Genomic DNA, 19288 nt, shown 5'->3' with positions numbered 1-19288 from the left:
GCCTCAGTTCCCGGCCGATTCCATCCTGCGATGGGCCAGGACCTCCTCCAGCCAGCCGAGCCGCATTTCCGGCACGGAGGACAGCAGGAGATCGGTGTAATCGTCGAAGGGCGGGCTCAGCACCTGGCTCTTCGGTCCGTAGCGCACCACCTCGCCGCGATACATCACCGCGATGGAATCCGCGATCGCCTTCACCGTGGCAAGGTCATGGGTGATGAAGAGATAGGCCACCCCCTCGACCTTCTGCAGCTCCTGCAGAAGCTTTAGGATGCCATCCGCCACCAGCGGGTCGAGCGCCGACGTCACCTCGTCGCAGATGATCAGCTTGGGCTTCGCGGCCAGCGCCCGGGCGATGCAGACGCGCTGCTTCTGCCCGCCTGACAGTTCCGCCGGATAGCGGTCGATGAAGCCCTTGCCCATCTCGATCTCGTCAAGAAGCTGCTGGATGCGCTTGCGCTTCGCGTCGCCCTTGAGGCCGAAGTAGAACTCCAGCGGCCTGCCGATGATCGTGCCCACCGTATGGCGCGGGTTCATCGCCACGTCTGCCATCTGGTAGATCATCTGCAGTTCGCGCAGATCGTCGCGCGTCCGCCCGGCGAGCGTCGCCGACAGCTCGCGCCCCGCAAAGTGGATGGAGCCCTTCGTCGGCGGCAGAAGCCCGGTGATCGCCCGCGCCAGCGTCGACTTGCCGGATCCGCTTTCGCCCACCACGGCCAGGGTCTGACCCTGCCGCAGCTCGACCGAGATGTTCTTGAGCACGTCGAAGTTGGTGCCGCGGTAGCGCGCGGTCACCCGGTCCACCTCCAGCACCACGGGTGCGTCTGCGGGTTTCTCCGGATGCTCGATCTGGCGAACCGTCACCAGCGCCTTGGTATACTCCTGCCGCGGCGCGTTGATGATCTGATCGACGGGTCCGTATTCCACCATCTTGCCGCCGCGCAGCACCATGATCTCGTCAGAGACCTGGGCCACCACGGCAAGGTCGTGGGTGATGTAGAGCGCGCCGACGCCGGTATCGCGGATCGCCTCCTTGATCGCGGCCAGCACGTCGATCTGGGTCGTCACGTCCAGCGCGGTCGTCGGCTCGTCGAAGATCACGAGGTCCGGCTTCGGACACAGCGCCATCGCCGTCATCGCCCGCTGCAGCTGCCCGCCCGACACCTGGTGCGGATAGCGGTTGCCGAAGCGTGTCGGGTTCGGCAGGCCGAGCGTGTCGAACAGCCAGACCGCCCGCTTCTCCGCCTCCGACCGGCCCATGATCCCGTGCTGGAGCGAGGTCTCGATGACCTGATCCATCAGCTTCTTGGCCGGGTTGAAGGCCGCCGCCGCCGATTGCGCGACATAGGTCACGGTATGGCCGCGGATCCGGCGCAGCTTGCCCGGCCCCGCGGTGCGGATCTCCTGCCCGTTCAGCAGGATCTTGCCCCCGGTCAGCCGCACACCGCCGCGCCCATAGGACATGGCGGAAAGCCCGATGGTGGATTTCCCCGCCCCGCTTTCCCCGATCAGGCCCAGCACGCGGCCCTTCTGCAGCTGCAGCGAGACGCCGTCGACAATGGTGATGTCCTGCGGCGGCTCGCCCGGCGGGTAGGCCGTGGCCTCGATCTTGAGGTCGGTGATCTCCAGGAGAGCCCTGGCCCCTTGGTCAGCCATTGCGCCCTCCCTTCAGGCTGGTGGTGCGGTTCAGAACCCAGTCCGCGACGAGGTTGACCGAGATCGCCAGCGTCGCGATTGCGATCGCCGGGTAAAGCGCGGCCGGAACGCCGTAGACGATGCCGTCCTTGTTCTCCTTCACGATCCCGCCCCAGTCCGTCAGCGGCGGCTGCACGCCAAGGCCGAGGAAGGACAGCGTGGACAGCAGAAGCACCTGAAAGATGAACCGCATCCCCATCTCGGCGACGAGCGGCGAAAGCGAGTTCGGCAGCACCTCGCGGAAGATGATCCAGATCCTGCCCTCGCCCCTCAGCCGGGCGGCCTCGACATAGTCCATCACCACGATATCGGCGGCGACGGCACGGGCGAGACGGAAGACACGGGTGGAGTCGAGAAGCCCCATCACCAGGATCAGCGTCACCACGGTGACCGGCATAACCGACAGCACGACCAGCGCGAAGATCAGCGACGGGATCGACATGATCAGGTCGACGAATCGCGACAGGGCCTGGTCGACCCATCCGCCCACGACCGCGGCGGTGAAGCCGAGGATCGCGCCGGTGGTAAAGCTCAGCAGCGTTGCCACCGTGGCGATGGCGATGGTGATGCGCCCGCCCCAGATCAACCGGCTCAGCAGGTCGCGGCCGATCGAGTCGGTGCCGAGCCAGAACTGCGCCGACGCCGGTTGCCAGGATCCGCCGGGCGTCGCCCCCATCGGATAGGGCGCGATCAGCGGCGCGAATATCGCCGCGAGGAAATAGGCAGTGGTGATGGCAAGCCCGATGAGGGCCAATAGCGGTATGCGTTTCATTTCGGATGCCTCAGCCGCGGGTTGGCGAGGATCGAGACGACGTCCGCCACCATGTTGAGCCCGATGTAGACGGCCGCGAAGATCAGGCCCACGGCCTGCACCACCGGCACATCACGTTTGGCGACGTGGTCGACCAGATACTGCCCCATGCCGGGATAGACAAAGACCACCTCGGTCACGACAACGCCGACGACGAGATAGGCCAGGTCCACCATCAGCACGTTCACGATCGGAGAGATCGCGTTCGGGAAGGCATGCATCAGGATCACCCGGAAGGGCCTCAGCCCCTTCAGCTCGGCGGTCTCGATATAGGCCGATTGCATGACGTTCAGGATCGCCGCCCGCGTCATCCGCATCGTATGGCCGACCGAGACCATGACGAGCACCATGACCGGCAGAATGATCGCGTGAAGTTTCGCCCAGAAGCCCATGGAATCGTACACGGTCGAGACCGAGGGCGCGATCGGGTACTCGACCGCGAGGAAATAGATCAGGATATAGCCCAGCAGGAACTCCGGCAGCGAGACCCAGGCCAGCGTGATGCCAGAGAGCACCTTGTCCGGCCAGCGGCCCTCGTAAAGCGCCGAGATCAGCCCGAGGATGATCGACATGGGCGCGATGATCGCCGCCGAGACCCCGGCGAGGAACAGCGTATTGGCCAGGCGGCCCTGGATCTCGGTCGCGATGTCCTGACCATTGGCCAGCGACTTGCCGAGATCGCCGTGCATCGCGGCGAACAGCCAGTGCAGGTAGCGGATGTAATAGGGCTGATCGAGCCCCATCTGGGCCCTGAGGTTGGCCAGCGCCGTGGGCGTTGCCTGCTGGCCCAGGATGGCCTGGGCGACGTCTCCCGGCAGGATGTTGGTTCCGACGAAGATCAGAACCGAGGCCGCGATCAGCAGGAGCAGGCCCAGCGCAATGCGCTGAGCCACAAGTCTTACGACGGGATGCATCCCCTCACGCCTGCCAGCACAGGACGGCCGCTTTGCCGTTCATCATGTCCTGGTTCGGGTTGTCGTGCCAGCCGGCGACCCGATCGCTGCGATAGGCGTTGATGAAGTTGTTGAACATCGGGTTGATGAGCCCGCCTTCATCCCTCAGCAGCATGTTGGCCTCGTGATACATCTCCTTGCGCTTGGCCTTGTCCAGCTCGCCGCGCGCGTCGAGCACCAGCTTGTCGAACTTGGGGTTCTTGAAGCGGGTGTCGTTCCAGTCGGACGTGGAGAGATACGCGGTGGAGAACATCTGGTCCTGCGTCGGACGGCCGCCCCAGTAGGACGCGGAGAACGGCTCCTTGTTCCAGACGCTGCTCCAGTAGCCGTCGTTCGGCTCGCGCTTGATGGTGATGTTGATCCCGGCCTTCTTTGCAGACTGCTGGAACAGAGAGGTCGCATCGACCGCACCAGAGAAGGCGGCATCGGCCGTGCGCAGCAGGATATCGCCGCTGTAGCCCGACTTCTTGAAGTGGAACTTTGCCTTTTCCGGATCGTAGCTGCGCTGCGGCATCGGCTCGAACATCGGATAGCTCTTGTTGATCGGCGTGTCGTTGCCGACCGAGCCGTAGCCGGCGAGGATCTTCTTCACCAGCTCCTCGCGGTCGATGGCGAGCTTGAGCGCCATGCGAAGGTCGTTGTTGTCGAAGGGCGCGGTGTTGCAGAACATGTTGAAGCAGTAGAAGCCGCGCCCGGCGGACGCATCCACCGTCACATGCGGCGCGCGCTTCAGAAGGTCCGCGACGCGCGGCTCGACCGAGTTCACCATATCGACCTGGCCCGACTGCAGCGCCGCGTTCCGGGCGGTGGAGTCGTTGATGACCAGCATCACCACCGTGTCGAAGTGGCCGACATTCGGATCCCAGTAGTTCTTGAACTTCTCCATCTCGATCCGCACGCCGGGCTCGAAGCTCTTCAGCTTGTAGGCCCCGGTGAAGATGCCCGCATCCGGCTTGTCGAGGCCGCCGTTCGGCTGGATGACCAGGTGATAGTCGGCCATCAGATACGGCAGGTCGGCGTTGGCCGACTTCAGCGTGACGACGAAGTTGTCGCCGTCGACCTTCATCTCCTTGATGCTCTGGAGGATGCCGAAGGCGCCGGATTTCGACTTCTTGTCGGAATGGCGCTGGATCGTCTTGAGCACGTCATCCGGCGTCATCGTCTTGCCGTTGTGGAACTCCACGCCCTTGCGGATCTTGAAGGTCCAGGTGACGGCGTCGGGCGTGCTTTCCCAGCCGGTGGCCAGTTCGCCGACGGCTTCGCCGGTGGGCGAGACGGTGACGAGCGTGTTGCCCATCGTGCCCATGTACATGAACGGCACCTGGCTCGCGTCCAGCGCCGGGTCGAGCGAGTTGGTGCTCTCCCCCCCGCCAAGACCCATTTTCAGCGTGCCGCCGTTCTTCGGCCCGGCAGCCCGCGCGGCCGTGCCAAGCAGCGTATCCGCCATGGCGGCGGTCGCGCCAACCGCGGCGGCCCGGCCCATGAAGGCGCGGCGGCTCATGAGGCCGCGTGCGGCGCGCGCGGCAAGGTAGGCGAGTTCGTCGGACATCTGTTACTCCCTGGTAGCGTTTTTGTTGACTACTGAATCAATAACCCGCATTTGCCTTGTCGGGCAACGCTTTCTTTGCGTTCGTCCCACGCGGCACTCGCGGATGCGATGATACGCGATCACAGGTGATCGCGCGGCACCTCCTCGCGCAGCTCGCGCGTCAGGACGGCGACATCTCCTTCATAAGCTTCAAGCGTGGCGCTGAGGTGAAACGTGGTGGCATCCGCCCACATCGAACAGCGGGCCTCGGTGCGCAGGTGGATCCCGTCCCGGATCACCTCCTCGGTCCAGTGGCAGCTGCCCGTGGCCGTCAGCGGATCGTCGGGATGGATCTCCCAGCGTTCGCGGGCGACCGAGCCGGTGATCAGCCCGTGGTCGAGGTTCTCGGCCATGCCGAAGTCGTCCTCGATGACAAGGCTCACCATGCCGGTGCGCTGGTCGGTCTCGCTGCGGCGCACATGCGCTGGGGCGCGAATTTCGCGTGTCCGGAGCGCGGGCGCCGCCTCGGCCTCGGGAAACTCCCATTCCGCACCCGCCGCCACCGGGCGCACCGGCAGCTCCAGCGCGCCGCCGGTCAGCGTCAGGGTCGCGGCCTCCGGCGCGGGCCAGATCATCGGCCAGTAGCTTGACGAAACCGCGACCCGCAGCTGGTGCCCTGCGGGCAGCCGGTAGGCGATATGGTCGAGGGCCAGCCGGATCTCCATCTCCTCGCCCGGCACCAGCGCCTCCGGTTCGGCGTGGCTTGCGTGGTGGCTGAGGTTCAGCACGCCATAGGTGATCCGGGTCGAGGCGCCATCGGGATGCACATGGTTCAGCCGCACCGCGATCTGCGCCTGCGGCTTGTCCGAGCGCAGCTTCAGCCGCAGCACCGGCGCGCCGACGATGTCGGTCTCTTCCATCGGCGCGCTGTCGAAACAGGCCGAGAGGGCGTCGTCGCCGCGCTGATCCCCGGGCATCTCGGGCCCAAGCCAGATCGCGCAATACTCCCCGCCGCTTGCGCCGCAATGCTGAGGCGACGCGAGAGGGATCTCGAACCCCTCCCCGGCCCCGCCCAGCCGCCCGGGCCCGAGCGGCAGAACCTCCGTCCCGATCCCCGGCGCGGGCCAGGAGCCTTCCGCGATCCAGCGGCCGGGCCGTTCGGTATACCACGAGGCCGGGCGCACCCCGTCCATCAGGTACATCCGGTAGGCCGGGTCGTCCTCGACCCCGCTCTCGTCATCGCGCAGCCACCGGCCCCACCAGCGCACGGCCTCCTGCAGGAACCCGATCCGCGGGCCCGGCACGGCGAAATGCGGATACTTGTGGATCCAGGGCCCGACGATGCCCTTCACCGGCGCCTCGATCTTCTCGACCAGCTGCGGCACCGCGTTCTTGTAGGCATCGCCCCAGGCGCCCACGGCCAGCACCGCGGCCCGAATCGCCGGGAAATCCTCGCAGACCGAGCCATGCCGCCAGTAGGCGTCGCGCCGCTGGTGGCGCAGCCAGACCGCGGGCAGGAACGGCTCCTTCTCCAGCCGCTCCAGCCAGACCGCGCGCCAGTCGTCGCGCAGCGCCGGGTCCGGCGGACGCGAGGAATAGCCCCACATCGTCGCCCCCCAGCCGAGGTTCTCGTTCAGAAGGCAGCCGTCCTTGTAATGGATGTCATCGGCATAGCGGTCGACGGTGGAGCAGAGCGTGATGATCGCCTTCAGCGGCTCCGGCTGCAGCGCGGCCACCTGCAGCGAGTTGAACCCGCCCCAGCTGATCCCCATCATGCCCACCCGGCCGTTCGACCAGTCCTGCGCGGCGATCCAGTCGATGACCTCGCAGGCGTCGGACAGCTCCTGCGGCGAATATTCATCCTCCATCAACCCGTCGCTGTCGCCATTGCCGCGCATGTCCACGCGCAGGCAGGCAAACCCGTGACCGGCAAAATAGGGATGGGTCAGCGCGTCGCGCGCGGCAGTGCCGTCACGCTTGCGGTAGGGCAGGAATTCCAGCACCGCCGGAAACGGCCCCTCGCCCTCCGGCATCCAGACCCGCGCCGACAGCCGGCAGCCGTCCTTCAGCACGATCCCGAGGTCCTCGGTCTCCTGCACCCGGTGCGGAAATTCGGTGATGGTTTTCATTCAGGCCCCCCTCATTGGCGTCAAACCAACCCGATCCGCACCAAGTGTCAACGCCTCTTCCAGGCCTAAAAGCGTCACTTTCAGGCTAGACGCATCCCCTCCGGCGCCCGCACAAGGGCAGCGAAGTCGCATGCGAGGAGGCCCCGATGACCCGTCCCAACATCCTGATCCTGATGGTCGACCAGTTGAACGGGACGCTGTTCCCCGACGGGCCCGCCGACTGGCTCCACGCCCCTAATCTCAAGGCCCTCGCGGCCCGTTCGGTGCGCTTTGCCAACGCCTATACAGGCTCGCCGCTCTGCGCCCCGGGGCGGGCCTCGTTCATGTCCGGCTCGCTGCCCTCGCGCCACCGCGTCTACGACAACGCGGCAGAGTTCACATCCGACATCCCGACCTTCGCGCATCACCTTCGCCGCGCCGGGTATGAGACGTGCCTGTCAGGAAAAATGCACTTCGTCGGCCCCGATCAGCTGCATGGATTCGAATCACGCCTGACGACTGACATCTACCCGGCGGACTTCGGCTGGACCCCGGATTACCGCAAGCCGGGAGAGCGAATCGACTGGTGGTACCACAACCTCGGCTCCGTCACCGGCGCCGGCGTGGCCGAGATCACCAACCAGATGGAATATGACGACGACGTCGCCCACCAGGCCTGCCAGAAGATCTACGACCTGTCGCGCGGCGCCGACGCGCGGCCCTGGTGCCTCACCGTCTCCTTCACCCACCCGCACGACCCCTACGTCGCCCGGCGCAAGTACTGGGACCTCTACGAGGACTGCGAGCATCTCGACCCCGAGATCCCGGCGATCCCCTATGACGAGCAGGACGCGCATTCCAAGCGCCTGATGGACAGCTGCGACTGGCGCGCCTTCGATATCACCAAGGATCAGATCCGCCGCGCAAGGCGCGGGTATTTCTCGAACATCTCCTATATCGACGACAAGATCGGCGAGGTCCTGCAGGTGCTGAAGGACACCCGGCAGGAGGCCGTGATCCTCTTCGTCTCCGACCATGGCGACATGCTGGGCGACCGCGGACTGTGGTTCAAGATGTCCTTCTTCGAGGGCTCTTCCCGCGTGCCGATGATGCTCGCCGCCCCGGGCCTTTCGCCCGCGCGGATCGAGACGCCCGTCTCCACCATCGACGCGACGCCGACGCTCTGCGATCTGGCCGGTGTGTCGATGGAAGAGGTGATGCCCTGGACCGACGGCGAAAGCCTGGTGCCGCTGGCCTCGGGCACGCCCCGCACCAGCCCGGTGGCGATCGAATATGCCGCCGAGGGCAGCTGGGCACCGCTGGTCTGCCTCCGCGAGGGCCACTTCAAATACACCGCCTGCGGGCTTGATCCGGAACAGCTTTTCGATCTCTCCTCCGATCCGCACGAGCGCCGGAACCTTGCGCATGAACCGTCCCATGCCAGCACGCTGGCCGCCTTCCGCGCCCAGGCCGAGGCGCGCTGGGATCTCGGCCGATTCGACGCGGCGGTGCGCGAAAGCCAGGCCCGCCGCTGGGTGGTCTACGAGGCGCTCCGCAACGGCGCCTATTTCCCCTGGGACTTCCAGCCGCTGCAGAAGGCCTCCGAACGCTACATGCGCAACCACATGGACCTCAACGTGCTGGAAGAGAACAAGCGCTTCCCGCGCGGCGAATGACCGGGGGCCGACGCTGAGCCTCCGCCAACCCTCCCCGCGCCAGAGGGCCGGAACATGAGCCGCGCCGGAACCCCCCGGCGCGGCCGCGGCCGCTTTGCCCGCCCCGGGCGTGACCCCGGCGCAGGTCGCCCGCGCCGCGCTCTGGATGACCGGATCCATTGCCTCCTTCTGCGCCATGGCGGTGGCCGGGCGCGAGGTGCAGATCCAGCTCAACACCTTCGAGCTGATGACCTGGCGTTCGCTCATCGGCATTCTCATCGTCCGGACTGTCGCCACCTCCCGGGGCCGCCTGGGCGAGATCCGCGCCCGCCGCCCGGCCGAACATCTGGCCCGCAACGTCGCCCATTTCACCGGCCAGAACCTTTGGTTCTGGGCGCTGACGCTGATCCCGCTGGCGCAGGTCTTCGCGCTGGAATTCACCGGCCCGGTCTGGGTCGCGCTGATCGCGCCTCTTTTGCTGCGCGAGCCGCTGACCCGGTCGCGCGCCACGGCGGTGATCTTCGGCTTTCTCGGCATCCTGATCGTCGCCCATCCGTTCGGCGGGCCGCCCTCGCCCGGGCTGCTGGCCGCCGCGGCCGCCGCCGTGGGTTTCGCCTTCACCGCGATCTTCACCAAGCGGCTGACGCGGACGGAACCGGTGCTGTCGATCCTGTTCTGGATGACCGTGCTGCAGGCCGGCTTCGGCGCGCTCTGCGCCTTCGCCTGGGCGGGGCACCTGACCATCCCCGATGCCGCAACCGCGCCGGGGCTGCTGGTGATCGGCTGCGCCGGTCTCGCCGCGCATTACTGCCTGACCAGCGCGCTCTCCGTCGCGCCCGCCAGCGTGGTCATGCCGATCGACTTCACCCGCCTGCCGATCATCGCGGTGGTCGGGATGGTTTTCTACCACGAGTTGCTCGACCCTTGGGTCTTTCTCGGCGCGGCTGTCATTTTCATGGCGAATTTCTACAACATAAGGGTGGAAACCCGTGCAGGGGCGCCACGATCTAGAGTCAATTCGTCCTGACGCCGCGTTACGGATTGACGCAAAAACCCGCTCTCCCTACCGTTTTTCCAGCTGCCGTACGGGGATAACGGCGAAGGGAGAGACAATGAAAAAAACAACCATGATCGCCGCTGGGCTTCTCGCGGCCAGTGCAGGGACAGCGCTCGCCGGTGGCATCGACCGGTCTGGCCAGTCCGTGGCGCCGCTGTTCGAGAAGGGCAACTATGGCGAGCTGTCCTTCGGCTACGTCTCGCCCACCGTCTCGGGCACGCAGGAGCAGACGCTCAGCGCCTCTTCCACCGCGGGCGCGAAGTCAGGCGACATGGCGGGCAGCTACAACATGCCGGCCTTCGCCTTCAAGACCGACCTCGGCCACAACCTCGCCGGCGCGCTGATCTACGACCAGCCCTTCGGCGCAAATGTGGACTACCCGGCCGCGACCTCGCTGCCGGCCTATTTCCTTCAGGGCGCCCGGGCGACGCTGACCACCCACGCGCTGACCGGCCTGCTGAAATACCACTTCGAGAACAACGTCAGCGTCTATGGCGGCGTCCGCTGGCAGACCATGGCCGAGCATATCGACTCTCTGCCGCTCTCGACCCACACCTATGCCGCCCAGGGCAAAGGCCAGGGCGCCTTCGGCTATGTCGCGGGCATCGCCTATGAGAAGCCGGAGATCGGGCTGCGGGTCTCGCTGACCTACAACTCCAAGATCAAGTACAACACGCCGACGACCGAGATGCTGGACGGCGCTACGGTCTCTTCCTCCAACACGCCGATCACCACGCCGCAGTCGGTGAACCTCGATGCGCAGACCGGGATCAACCCGACGACGTTGGTCTTTGGCTCGATCCGTTGGGTGAACTGGAAGCAGTTCAACATCGACCCCACGTTCTACGAGTCGCAGGTGCATTCGCCCCTGGTCGCACTGAACGGCAACACCACGACCTACACGCTGGGCCTCGGCCACAAGTTCACCGATCACTGGTCCGGCGCCGTCTCGCTCAGCTACGAGCCCAAGGTCGGCGGCTTCTCCTCGAACCTCGCGCCGACGGATGGGCGCTCCGCCGTCGGTCTCGGGGCCACCTATACGGTGGGCAAGGTGAAGATCACCGGGGGCGTCCGGTACATCCTGATCGGCAGCGCCAATACGACCGTGGACAACACCAACACCGCCGCGCATTTCTCCGGCAACCACGCGATTGCCGCGGGTGTGAAGGTCGGCTTTACTTTCTAGACCGCAGGGTCACTTATCCCGAAAGGCCCCGCCCCCGCGGCGGGGCCTTTTGACTGCGGATGCGCAGGATACGGGTCGCGATAACGGCCCGCCTGCGTCAGGGAGGACAGATGACAGTTCAGAAGACCCTTTCGACCCGCGCCTGGGCCGAGCTCTTGCTGCTCGCGCTGATCTGGGGCGGCTCCTTCCTCGCCTACCGGCTGGCGCTGGCGGGGGTGGGCGTGCCCACGATCGTCGCCTTCCGCGTCATCGGCGCGGCCTCGGTGCTCTGGCTCTACGTGCTCGGACGGGGCCTTCCGGTGCCGCGCGGCCTGCGGATCTGGGGCGTCTTCCTGGTCATGGGGCTTCTGAACAACGCCATTCCCTTCTCGCTCATCGCCTGGGGCGAGATTCGCATCGCCTCCGGTCTCGCCGCGATCCTGAACGCCTCGACCGCGATCCTGGGCGTACTCGTCGCCGCCGCGCTCTTCAGGGACGAGCGGCTGACCGCCCGCAAGGCCGCCGGCGTCACGCTGGGCTTCCTGGGCGTCGCCAGCGTCATCGGCCTCGATGCGCTCAAGGGGATGGACCTCACCTCGCTCTCCCAGCTTGCCGTCCTGGGTGCGGCCTTCTCCTACGCGCTGTCGGCGGCCTTCGCGCGCCACGCGCTGAAGGGGATACGGCCCCAGGTCGCCGCCGCCGGCATGCTCACCGGCTCCTCCGCCATGATGCTGCCGATGGCGCTCTTCTTCGACGGGGTGCCGAGCTTTTCCTACGCGCCCTCGGTCTGGGGCGGTCTGCTCTACCTTGCGCTCGCGGCCTCGGCCTTCGCCTACCTGCTTTACTACCGCGTGCTTGCCATGGCGGGCGCAGGGAACGTCAGCCAGGTCACGCTGCTGGTCGCGCCGGTCGGCATCCTGCTCGGCGCGCTGGTGCTGGGCGAGCGGCTCGCGCCTTCCGCCTATCTCGGCTTCGTGCTGATCACGGCGGGGCTGATCGTGCTGGACGGCCGCCTGCTGCGCCGCCTCCTGCCCGCCCGCGCCGGAAGCCGCCCCAAGGACTCCACGCAAGAATCCGCGTGAACTTGCCGCCGCTTGCCGCTACCCATGTCCGGTAACGGCAAGGCGGCAAAGCGGGCGGCGATGATCTACCAAGGCGCAGAGGACTGGCTGGGAACCGAGAGCAAGCGCGTGCTCCTCTTCGGCATGTCCGGCCTCGGCAAGACCCATATCTCCAACATGCTGCGCGAGGGCGGCGGCTGGTTCCACTATTCCGTCGATTACCGCATCGGCACCCGCTACATGGGCGAGCTGATCGCCGACAATTTCAAGCGCGAGGCGATGAAGGTGCCGCTCCTGCGCGAGCTTCTGATGACGGACAGCGTCTACATCGCCTCCAACATCACCTTCGACAACCTCGCGCCGCTCTCAACCTATCTCGGCAAGCCCGGCAACCCGGCCCTCGGCGGCCTGCCCTTCGCCGAATACCTGCGCCGGCAGGAGGAGCACCGCCAGGCCGAGATCTCGGCGCTGCTAGACACCGCCCATTTCATCGAACGCGCGCGCGCGATCTACGGCTACGGCAACTTCGTCTGCGACAGCGGCGGGTCCATCTGCGAGGTCGTCGACCCCGACGATCCGCAGGACCCGGTGCTGACCGCGCTGGCCGAAAGCCACCTTCTCGTCTGGATCAAGGGCAGCGACCACAATACCGACGAGCTTGCCCGCCGCTTCGACCGCGCGCCGAAGCCGATGTATTACCAGGCCGGGTTCCTGCAGCAGATCTGGGCCGAATACCTCGCCCAGCACGGCCAGACGGAGGAGGAGGTCAACCCCGACGCCTTCCTGCGCTGGGGCTACGCGCGCCTGCTCGCCCATCGCCAGCCGCGCTATGCCGCCATGGCCGCGAAATGGGGTGTCACCGTCACGGCCGAGGAGGTCGCCGCTCTCCGCGAGCCGGCCGATTTCACCCGGCTCGTCGCCCGCGCCCTTGAGCGTCGCTGACATTCGCCCTACTTCCGCTGCCGGACCAACCGGAGTTTCCGATGCCGATCACACTGCCCGAGAGCCTGCCCGCCTATGACATCCTCGCCCGCGAAGGCGTGATGGTGATGTCCGAGATGCGCGCGGCCCGGCAGGACATCCGGCCCCTGCGCATCGGCCTGCTGAACCTGATGCCGAAGAAGATCCAGACCGAGACGCAGTTTGCCCGCCTCATCGGCGCGACGCCGCTGCAGATCGACCTGCACCTGATCCGGATGACCGAGCATCAGCCCAAGAACACCGCGCCCGAACACATGGAAGCCTTCTACCGCCCGTTCCAGGAGGTGAAGGCCGAGAAGTTCGACGGCTTCATCATCACCGGCGCGCCGGTGGAGCATCTCCCGTTCGAGGAGGTCTCCTACTGGGACGAGCTGAAGGAGGTGATGGACTGGACCCAGACCAACGTGCATTCCACCTTCGGCGTCTGCTGGGGCGGCATGGCAATGGCCTGGCACTTCCACCGGGTGCCGAAGCATATCCTCGACCACAAGGCCTTCGGTTGCTTCCGCCATCAGAACCTCGCCCCCGCCTCGCCCTTCCTGCGCGGCTTCGCGGACGATTTCGTGATGCCTGTCAGCCGCTGGACGGAGATGCGGCAGGAGGACATCGACAAGGTTCCGGCGCTGACGACGCTACTGACCTCGGCAGAGACCGGCCCCTGCCTTGTCGAGGACCCGGGCCACCGCGCGCTCTACATCATAAACCACCTCGAATACGACAGCGGCACGCTGAAGGAGGAATACGATCGCGACGTCGCTAACGGCACGCCGATCAACATCCCCGACAACTACTACCCGGACGACGACCCGACCAAGCCGCCGCGCAACCGCTGGCGCAGCCACGCCCATCTGCTCTACGGCAACTGGATCAACGAGATCTACCAGAGCACGCCCTTCGACATCTCCGAAATTGGCCGCCCTTGAGATCCTCGCCGCAGGCGCCGTCCTCGCCGCAGGCAGCGCCGCCACCGCCGCCCGTGCCCGCGCGCGCGAGGCGGCGGCCGAACGTGCCTTCCCACCGCTTGGCCGGCGGATAGATGTCGGCGGCCACAGCGTTCACGCGGTGACCGAAGGCACCGGGCCCGATCTCGTCCTCCTCCACGGCGCCTCGGGCAGCTCGCGCGAGTTCACCTGGAACCTGATGGGCCGCCTTGCGCCCCGGTACCGCGTCACGGCCTTCGACCGCCCCGGCCTCGGCTGGTCCGACGCGGTTCCCGGGGCGACCGACCCGCGCGTGCAGGCAGACGCGCTGCGCGCCGCCGCCGACCGGATCGGCATCAGGTGGCCGCTGGTGCTCGGCCAAAGCTACGGCGGCGCGGTGGCGCTGGCCTGGGCGCTGGCCGATCCCGCAACGGCGGGCCTCGTCCTCGTCTCCGGCGCCTCGATGCCCTGGAAGGGCGGCCTCGGCGCCTGGTACCGGATCGCCGAACGTCCGCTTCTCCGCCGCATGGTGATCCCGCTGGTCGCGGCCTTCGCCAGCGACCGCCGCCTTGCCGCCATCGTGGAGGGGATCTTCGCCCCCGACCCGGTGCCGCCCGGCTACGCCGAGGCCGCGGGCACGCCGCTCGCGCTCCGCCGCGCGACGCTTCTGGAAAACGCCGCCCAGGTGAACGGCCTCCTGCCCCACGTCCGCGCCATGTCCCGGCTCTACCCGGGCCTCGCCATGCCGATCGAACTGGTCCACGGCACCGCCGACACCATCGTCCCCCTCGCCACCCACGCCGAGCCGTTCTCGCGCCTCGCCCCCACCGCCCGCCTGAGCGTGATCGAGGGCGCAGGCCACATGCCGCATCAAAGCCACCCCGAGGCGGTCATCGCCGCGATCGACCGCGCCGCCGCCCGCGCCGGCCTCGACCCCGCATTGCGCTGAGCGCGCCATTCGCGATACTGGCATCCGGCAGAGCGAGGCGGACCATGGACCTTCCCTTCAACGGCGCGATCAGCAAGTACCTCGAGAAAGAGGCCCCCGACCATATCCGCAAGGCGATCGGCAAGGCCGACAAGAACGACATCTCCTCCAAGGCCTATCCCTACAAGGAGGAGATGAAGACCAAGGACTACGAGGCCCGGATGGCGGCGCTGCAGATCGAGCTGGCCAAGCTCCAGTCGCATATCCGCAAGACCGGCAGCCGCCTCGTCGTGCTGTTCGAGGGCCGCGACGCCGCCGGCAAGGGCGGCACGATCCGCCGGGTGACGGAAAACCTGAACCCCCGCGTCTGCACGGTCGCGGCGCTTCAGAAGCCGACGGACCGCGAAGCCCGCGAATGGTATTTCCAGCGCTACATCGAATGGCTGCCCGCGGGGGGAGAGATCACGCTCTTCGACCGCAGCTGGTACAACCGCGGCGTCGTCGAAAAGGTCTTCGGCTTCTGCACCGTCAAGGAGCGCGAGCATTTCTTCGCCCAGCTTCCCCAGTTCGAGGACATGCTGCTTGAAGAGGGCATGGTCCTGATCAAGCTCTGGCTCTCCGTCGACCGGGCCGAGCAGCTCAAGCGGTTCCTCGACCGCGAGCGCGACCCGCTAAAGCAATGGAAACTGTCAGAGATCGACGTGGAGGGCCTCAAGCGCTGGGACGCCTATACCCAGGCCATCGACGAGACGCTCTCCCGCTCCCATCGCGCGGCGGCGCCCTGGACGGTGGTGCTGTCGGACGACAAGAAACGCGCCCGCATCGCCGCGATCCAGACCATCCTCGGCCGCTTCGACTATGCCGGCAAGAACGCCGAGGCGGTGGGCGTCACCGATGTCGCGATCTGCGGGGGCCCGGAACTTCTGAATGGCTAAGGCCGGCTACCACCACGGCAACCTGCGTCAGGCGCTCATCGACGCCACGCTGCGCCTGATCGAGGCGCGCGGCCCGCAGGGCTTCACCCTGTCCGAGGCCGCCAAGGCCGCCGGCGTCACCCCCGCCGCCGTCTACCGCCATTTCGCCGGCCGCGACGACCTGATCGCCGAGGCGGCCCGCCAGGGCTACGAGATCTTCGCCAGCCTGATGGAATACGCCTTCAACGACGGCAAGCCCTCGGCCCTCGCGGCCTTCGAGGCGACGGGCCGCGCCTATCTCGCCTTCGCCCGCCGCTACCCGGGCCACTACATGGCGATGTTCGAAAGCGGCGTCTCGGTCAATTCCAACCCCTCGCTCGCCGCCGTCGCCGCCCGCGCCCGCGGCGTGCTGGAGGCGGCTGCGACCAAGCTTTCCGAACATATCCCGCCCGACCGGCGCCCCCCGGCTTCGATGTTCTCCGCCCATATCTGGGCGATGAGCCACGGCGTGGTGGAGCTCTTCGCCCGCGGCTCGGTCGGCTCCCAAAGCCCCTTCCCGCCAGAGGAGCTGCTGGAGGCCGGCATCGGGATCTACCTGCGCGGCCTCGGTCTGATCCCGCCCGATCGGTAAGCCTCCACCGGGCTGAAACCAAAAGAATATTCCTGGAATCGGCATTCTCGCGGTACGTCTTCCCGCGAGAATGCACCCTGCCGAACTCGCGTTCTCGTGAACATACGTCCCCGCTTTGTTCCCGGCGGCAGCCTTGACCTCACCTGACGCGGGGTCTCTGTTGGCGGCCAGCCGCACGCGGCCAAAAATCGCAACGAAACGACGGGGAGAACAAGTGTCCATGAAACATGCACATGCGCCTCTGAAACTCGCGACGGCAGCGCTCGCGCTGGCGGTCTACGCGCCCTTCGGCCAGCCCGCTTTCGCGGCCTCGCAGACGCCGGCGAACACGCTGATCGACGGCACCACCGACACGGTGACCGCGCTCGATCCGGCCGGCCAGTACGACTACGGCTCGGACACGGCGGACCGCGAGATCTTCCAGCACCTGATGACGATCCCGCCGGGCGGCGGCGCGCCGGTGCCCCAGCTTGCCACCTCCTGCTCGGCCGACGCGACCCAGGCCAACTGGACCTGCGAGCTGCGCAAGGGCGTGACCTTCCAGAACGGCGACAAGTTCACCTCGGAAGACGTGAAATTCTCGCTCGACCGCGTGGTGAAGATCCACGACCCCTCGGGCATCTGGGGGCTTCTGTCGAACCTCAAGAGCGTCGAGACGGACGGGCCCTACAAGGTGACCTTCCACCTCAAGCAGCCGCAGTCGACCTGGAACTACATCCTGACGACCGGCGCGACCTATGTGGTCGACCACAAGATCTACCCGGCCGACAAGCTGCAGCCCTCGACCAGCGCGCAGATCGGCACCGGCCCCTACAAGCTGGTGAAATACGCCCCCGGCCAGACCGCGGTCTACACCGCCTGGAAGGGTTACTGGGGTCCGCAGCCGAAGACGCCGAACCTCATCATCACCTATTTCTCCAAGTCCTCGACGATGAAGCTGGCGCTGGAGCGCGGCGAGATCGACATGGTCTTCCGCACCTTCACCCCGACCGAATACGCCTCGCTCGACAAGGAGAAGGACCTCCGCGTCGTGAAGGGTCCGGGCGTGTCGATCCGCTACCTCGTGCTCTCGACCAACCGCGCGCCGACCAACAAGCTCGCCGTGCGCCAGGCGCTGGCCTATCTCTTCCCGCGCGAGGCGATCGCCAAGGACGTCTACCACGGCTATGTCAGCCCGCTCTACTCGCTCGTTCCGGCGGGCCTGCCCGGGCATGAGGATGCCTTCTCCAAGCTCTACGGCGCCAAGCCCGACCTGGCCAAGGCCAAGGAAGTGCTGAAGAAGGCCGGTATCACCACCCCGGTCAACCTGACGATCTGGTGGACGCCCTCGCATTACGGCGCCTCCTCGGCCGAGGAATACACCCAGATCCAGCGCGCGCTGGATGCCTCCGGTCTCTTCAAGATCACGCTGAAGTCGGCGGAATGGGCGACCTACGCCAAGACGCTCGGCACCCAGTACAACGCCTTCCAACTCGGCTGGTTCCCGGACTATCCGGATGCCGAAGACTACCTGGTGCCGTTCTACGACTCCCACGCCAACTTCACGTCCAACGGCTATGACAGCAAGGCGATGGACACGATCCTGTCGAAGGAGAAGTCGGCCAAGACCGAGGCCGAGCGGCTCGGCTACGTGAAGCAGGCGCAGGAGCTGGCGGCCAAGGACGTGCCGATCATCCCCTACTTCCAGCAGTCGATGGTGGCCGTGGCCCGCAACGACGTTCACGGGCTGAAGCAGACCTTCGACACCGCGTTCCTGATGCGTTTCTGGCTGATCAGCAAATCCTGATCGGCACCCGGAAACGACAATCGACGTGCAAGACGTGACTTCGAAGGCTTGAGGGTGGATCATGGCAGCTAGCGGGTCCTCCCTCAAATCCTACCTTCTGGTGCGGATCGCGATGGTCATCCCGACCATCCTGATCCTGCTCACTCTGGTGTTCCTGCTGATGCGGGTGGCACCGGGCAACCCGGTCACCGCGGCGTTGGGCGGCCACGCCCCGCCGGCGGTGATCAAAGAGCTGACCCATCAGCTCGGCTACGACCGGCCGCTCTACCAGCAGTTCGGCCTTTACGTCTGGCATATCCTGCATGGGAACTTCGGCACCACGATCACCGACAAGCGGCAGGTGACCGAGATCATCCTTCAGAACGGCGCCGCGACGCTGGAGCTGACCGTGGCGGCCATGATCGTCGCGCTTCTGGTCGGCGTACCGATCGGCCTTCTGGCCGGCCGCTTCCGCGACCGCCCGGTGGACGCCGTCACCCGGCTCTTCGGGGTGGTGATGTACGCCATGCCCGTCTTCGTGCTGGGGCTTCTGGCGCAGATCCTCTTCGGCTCGATCCTGAACTGGCTGCCGATCTCGGGCCAGGCCAGCCCGCTGACCACGGCCCTGATGACCACGCACACAAACATCCTGCTGATGGACGCGGTGATCGACGGCAACTGGCCGGCCTTCTGGGACGTGTTCGACCACCTGATCCTGCCGGCCACCACGCTCGGTCTCGTCTTCGCCGGGGTCTTCATCCGGCTCGTGCGGGTCAACGTGATCCGCACCCTGAAGGACGACTATATCGAGGCCGCCCGCGCCCGCGGCATCCGCGAACGCGCCGTGGTCTACCGCCATGCCTTCCGCAATGCGCTGGTGCCGGTCATCACCGTGATCGGGCTGGAGGTCGCGCTGCTGATGGGCGGCGCGGTCCTGACCGAGACCACGTTCAACTGGCCGGGCATCGGCCACGCGCTCTACATCTATCTCGAGAACCGCGATTACGCCGCCGTCCAGGGCATCGTGATCGTCTTCGGCCTCGTCGTCGTCGCCTCCAGCCTGGTGGTGGACTTCATCTCCGCGCTGATCGACCCGAGGATGCGGTACAAATGAGAAGG

Annotated in this window: 16 protein-coding genes; 11 read left to right on the top strand and 5 right to left on the bottom strand. The window is 66.6% G+C overall.

All coding sequences use genetic code 11. The annotated features are described in order from the left end of the window. Positions 1–3 precede the first annotated feature (3 nt). From EIP85_RS00385 to EIP85_RS00365, 5 genes are all read right to left on the bottom strand, one after another. Positions 4–1653, bottom strand: coding sequence for an ABC transporter ATP-binding protein (locus EIP85_RS00385; protein ID WP_127900154.1), 1650 nt, complete (start codon positions 1651–1653; stop codon positions 4–6). Further along, positions 1646–2464 carry an ABC transporter permease gene (locus tag EIP85_RS00380; protein ID WP_127900153.1) on the bottom strand — a complete coding sequence of 273 codons (819 nt, stop codon included), beginning with the start codon at positions 2462–2464 and terminating at the stop codon, positions 1646–1648. The genes EIP85_RS00385 and EIP85_RS00380 overlap by 8 nt, the downstream gene beginning before the upstream one ends. Continuing rightward, positions 2461–3417, bottom strand: coding sequence for an ABC transporter permease (locus EIP85_RS00375; protein ID WP_127900152.1), 957 nt, complete (start codon positions 3415–3417; stop codon positions 2461–2463). The genes EIP85_RS00380 and EIP85_RS00375 overlap by 4 nt, the downstream gene beginning before the upstream one ends. Before the next feature lie 4 nt (positions 3418–3421). Then, positions 3422–5005: an ABC transporter substrate-binding protein gene (locus EIP85_RS00370; RefSeq protein WP_127900151.1), complete on the bottom strand. Its 1584-nt coding sequence runs from the start codon at positions 5003–5005 to the stop codon at positions 3422–3424. A 119-nt stretch (positions 5006–5124) separates the two neighbouring features. Further along, entirely contained in the window at positions 5125–7113 is a 1989-nt protein-coding gene (locus EIP85_RS00365) for a CocE/NonD family hydrolase (RefSeq protein ID WP_127900150.1), read from the bottom strand. Positions 7114–7259: 146 nt separating this feature from the next. Here EIP85_RS00365 and betC point away from each other — a divergent pair, with 146 nt between their 5' ends. The 11 genes from betC (at position 7260) to EIP85_RS00310 (ending at position 19283) form a co-directional block, all read left to right on the top strand. Continuing rightward, entirely contained in the window at positions 7260–8768 is a 1509-nt protein-coding gene (gene betC / locus EIP85_RS00360; protein ID WP_127900149.1) for a choline-sulfatase, read from the top strand. Between the two features lie 94 nt (positions 8769–8862). Beyond that, on the top strand, positions 8863–9774 hold the full coding sequence (locus tag EIP85_RS00355; protein ID WP_422067198.1) for a DMT family transporter: 912 nt from the start codon (positions 8863–8865) through the stop codon (positions 9772–9774). Positions 9775–9859: 85 nt separating this feature from the next. Then, positions 9860–10990 carry an OmpP1/FadL family transporter gene (locus EIP85_RS00350; RefSeq protein ID WP_127900148.1) on the top strand — a complete coding sequence of 377 codons (1131 nt, stop codon included), beginning with the start codon at positions 9860–9862 and terminating at the stop codon, positions 10988–10990. A gap of 110 nt (positions 10991–11100) precedes the next feature. Continuing rightward, positions 11101–12051 (top strand): DMT family transporter, encoded by a 951-nt coding sequence (locus EIP85_RS00345; protein WP_127900147.1) that lies wholly within the window; start codon positions 11101–11103, stop codon positions 12049–12051. A gap of 60 nt (positions 12052–12111) precedes the next feature. Continuing rightward, entirely contained in the window at positions 12112–12972 is an 861-nt protein-coding gene (locus EIP85_RS00340; RefSeq protein ID WP_127900146.1) for an ATPase, read from the top strand. A gap of 41 nt (positions 12973–13013) precedes the next feature. Then, positions 13014–13934: a homoserine O-acetyltransferase MetA gene (gene metA, locus EIP85_RS00335; protein ID WP_127900145.1), complete on the top strand. Its 921-nt coding sequence runs from the start codon at positions 13014–13016 to the stop codon at positions 13932–13934. Next, a complete protein-coding gene (locus tag EIP85_RS00330) occupies positions 13921–14880 on the top strand; it encodes an alpha/beta fold hydrolase (RefSeq protein ID WP_206615410.1) in 960 nt (319 codons plus the stop codon). Before metA ends, EIP85_RS00330 begins: the two co-directional genes overlap by 14 nt. A gap of 44 nt (positions 14881–14924) precedes the next feature. Beyond that, positions 14925–15794 (top strand): polyphosphate kinase 2, encoded by an 870-nt coding sequence (gene ppk2 / locus EIP85_RS00325; RefSeq protein WP_127900144.1) that lies wholly within the window; start codon positions 14925–14927, stop codon positions 15792–15794. Next, positions 15787–16404, top strand: a complete 618-nt coding sequence (locus EIP85_RS00320) for a TetR/AcrR family transcriptional regulator (protein WP_127900143.1) — start codon at positions 15787–15789, stop codon at positions 16402–16404. Before ppk2 ends, EIP85_RS00320 begins: the two co-directional genes overlap by 8 nt. Before the next feature lie 220 nt (positions 16405–16624). Continuing rightward, positions 16625–18190, top strand: coding sequence for an ABC transporter substrate-binding protein (locus EIP85_RS00315; RefSeq protein ID WP_127900142.1), 1566 nt, complete (start codon positions 16625–16627; stop codon positions 18188–18190). 61 nt (positions 18191–18251) lie between these two features. Next, positions 18252–19283 (top strand): ABC transporter permease, encoded by a 1032-nt coding sequence (locus EIP85_RS00310; protein ID WP_127900141.1) that lies wholly within the window; start codon positions 18252–18254, stop codon positions 19281–19283. Positions 19284–19288 lie beyond the last annotated feature (5 nt).

It is taken from the genome of Solirhodobacter olei (assembly GCF_004010155.1).
GTDB classification, from domain to species: domain Bacteria; phylum Pseudomonadota; class Alphaproteobacteria; order Rhodobacterales; family Rhodobacteraceae; genus Solirhodobacter; species Solirhodobacter olei.
This window is presented reverse-complemented; position numbering and strand designations above follow the sequence as displayed.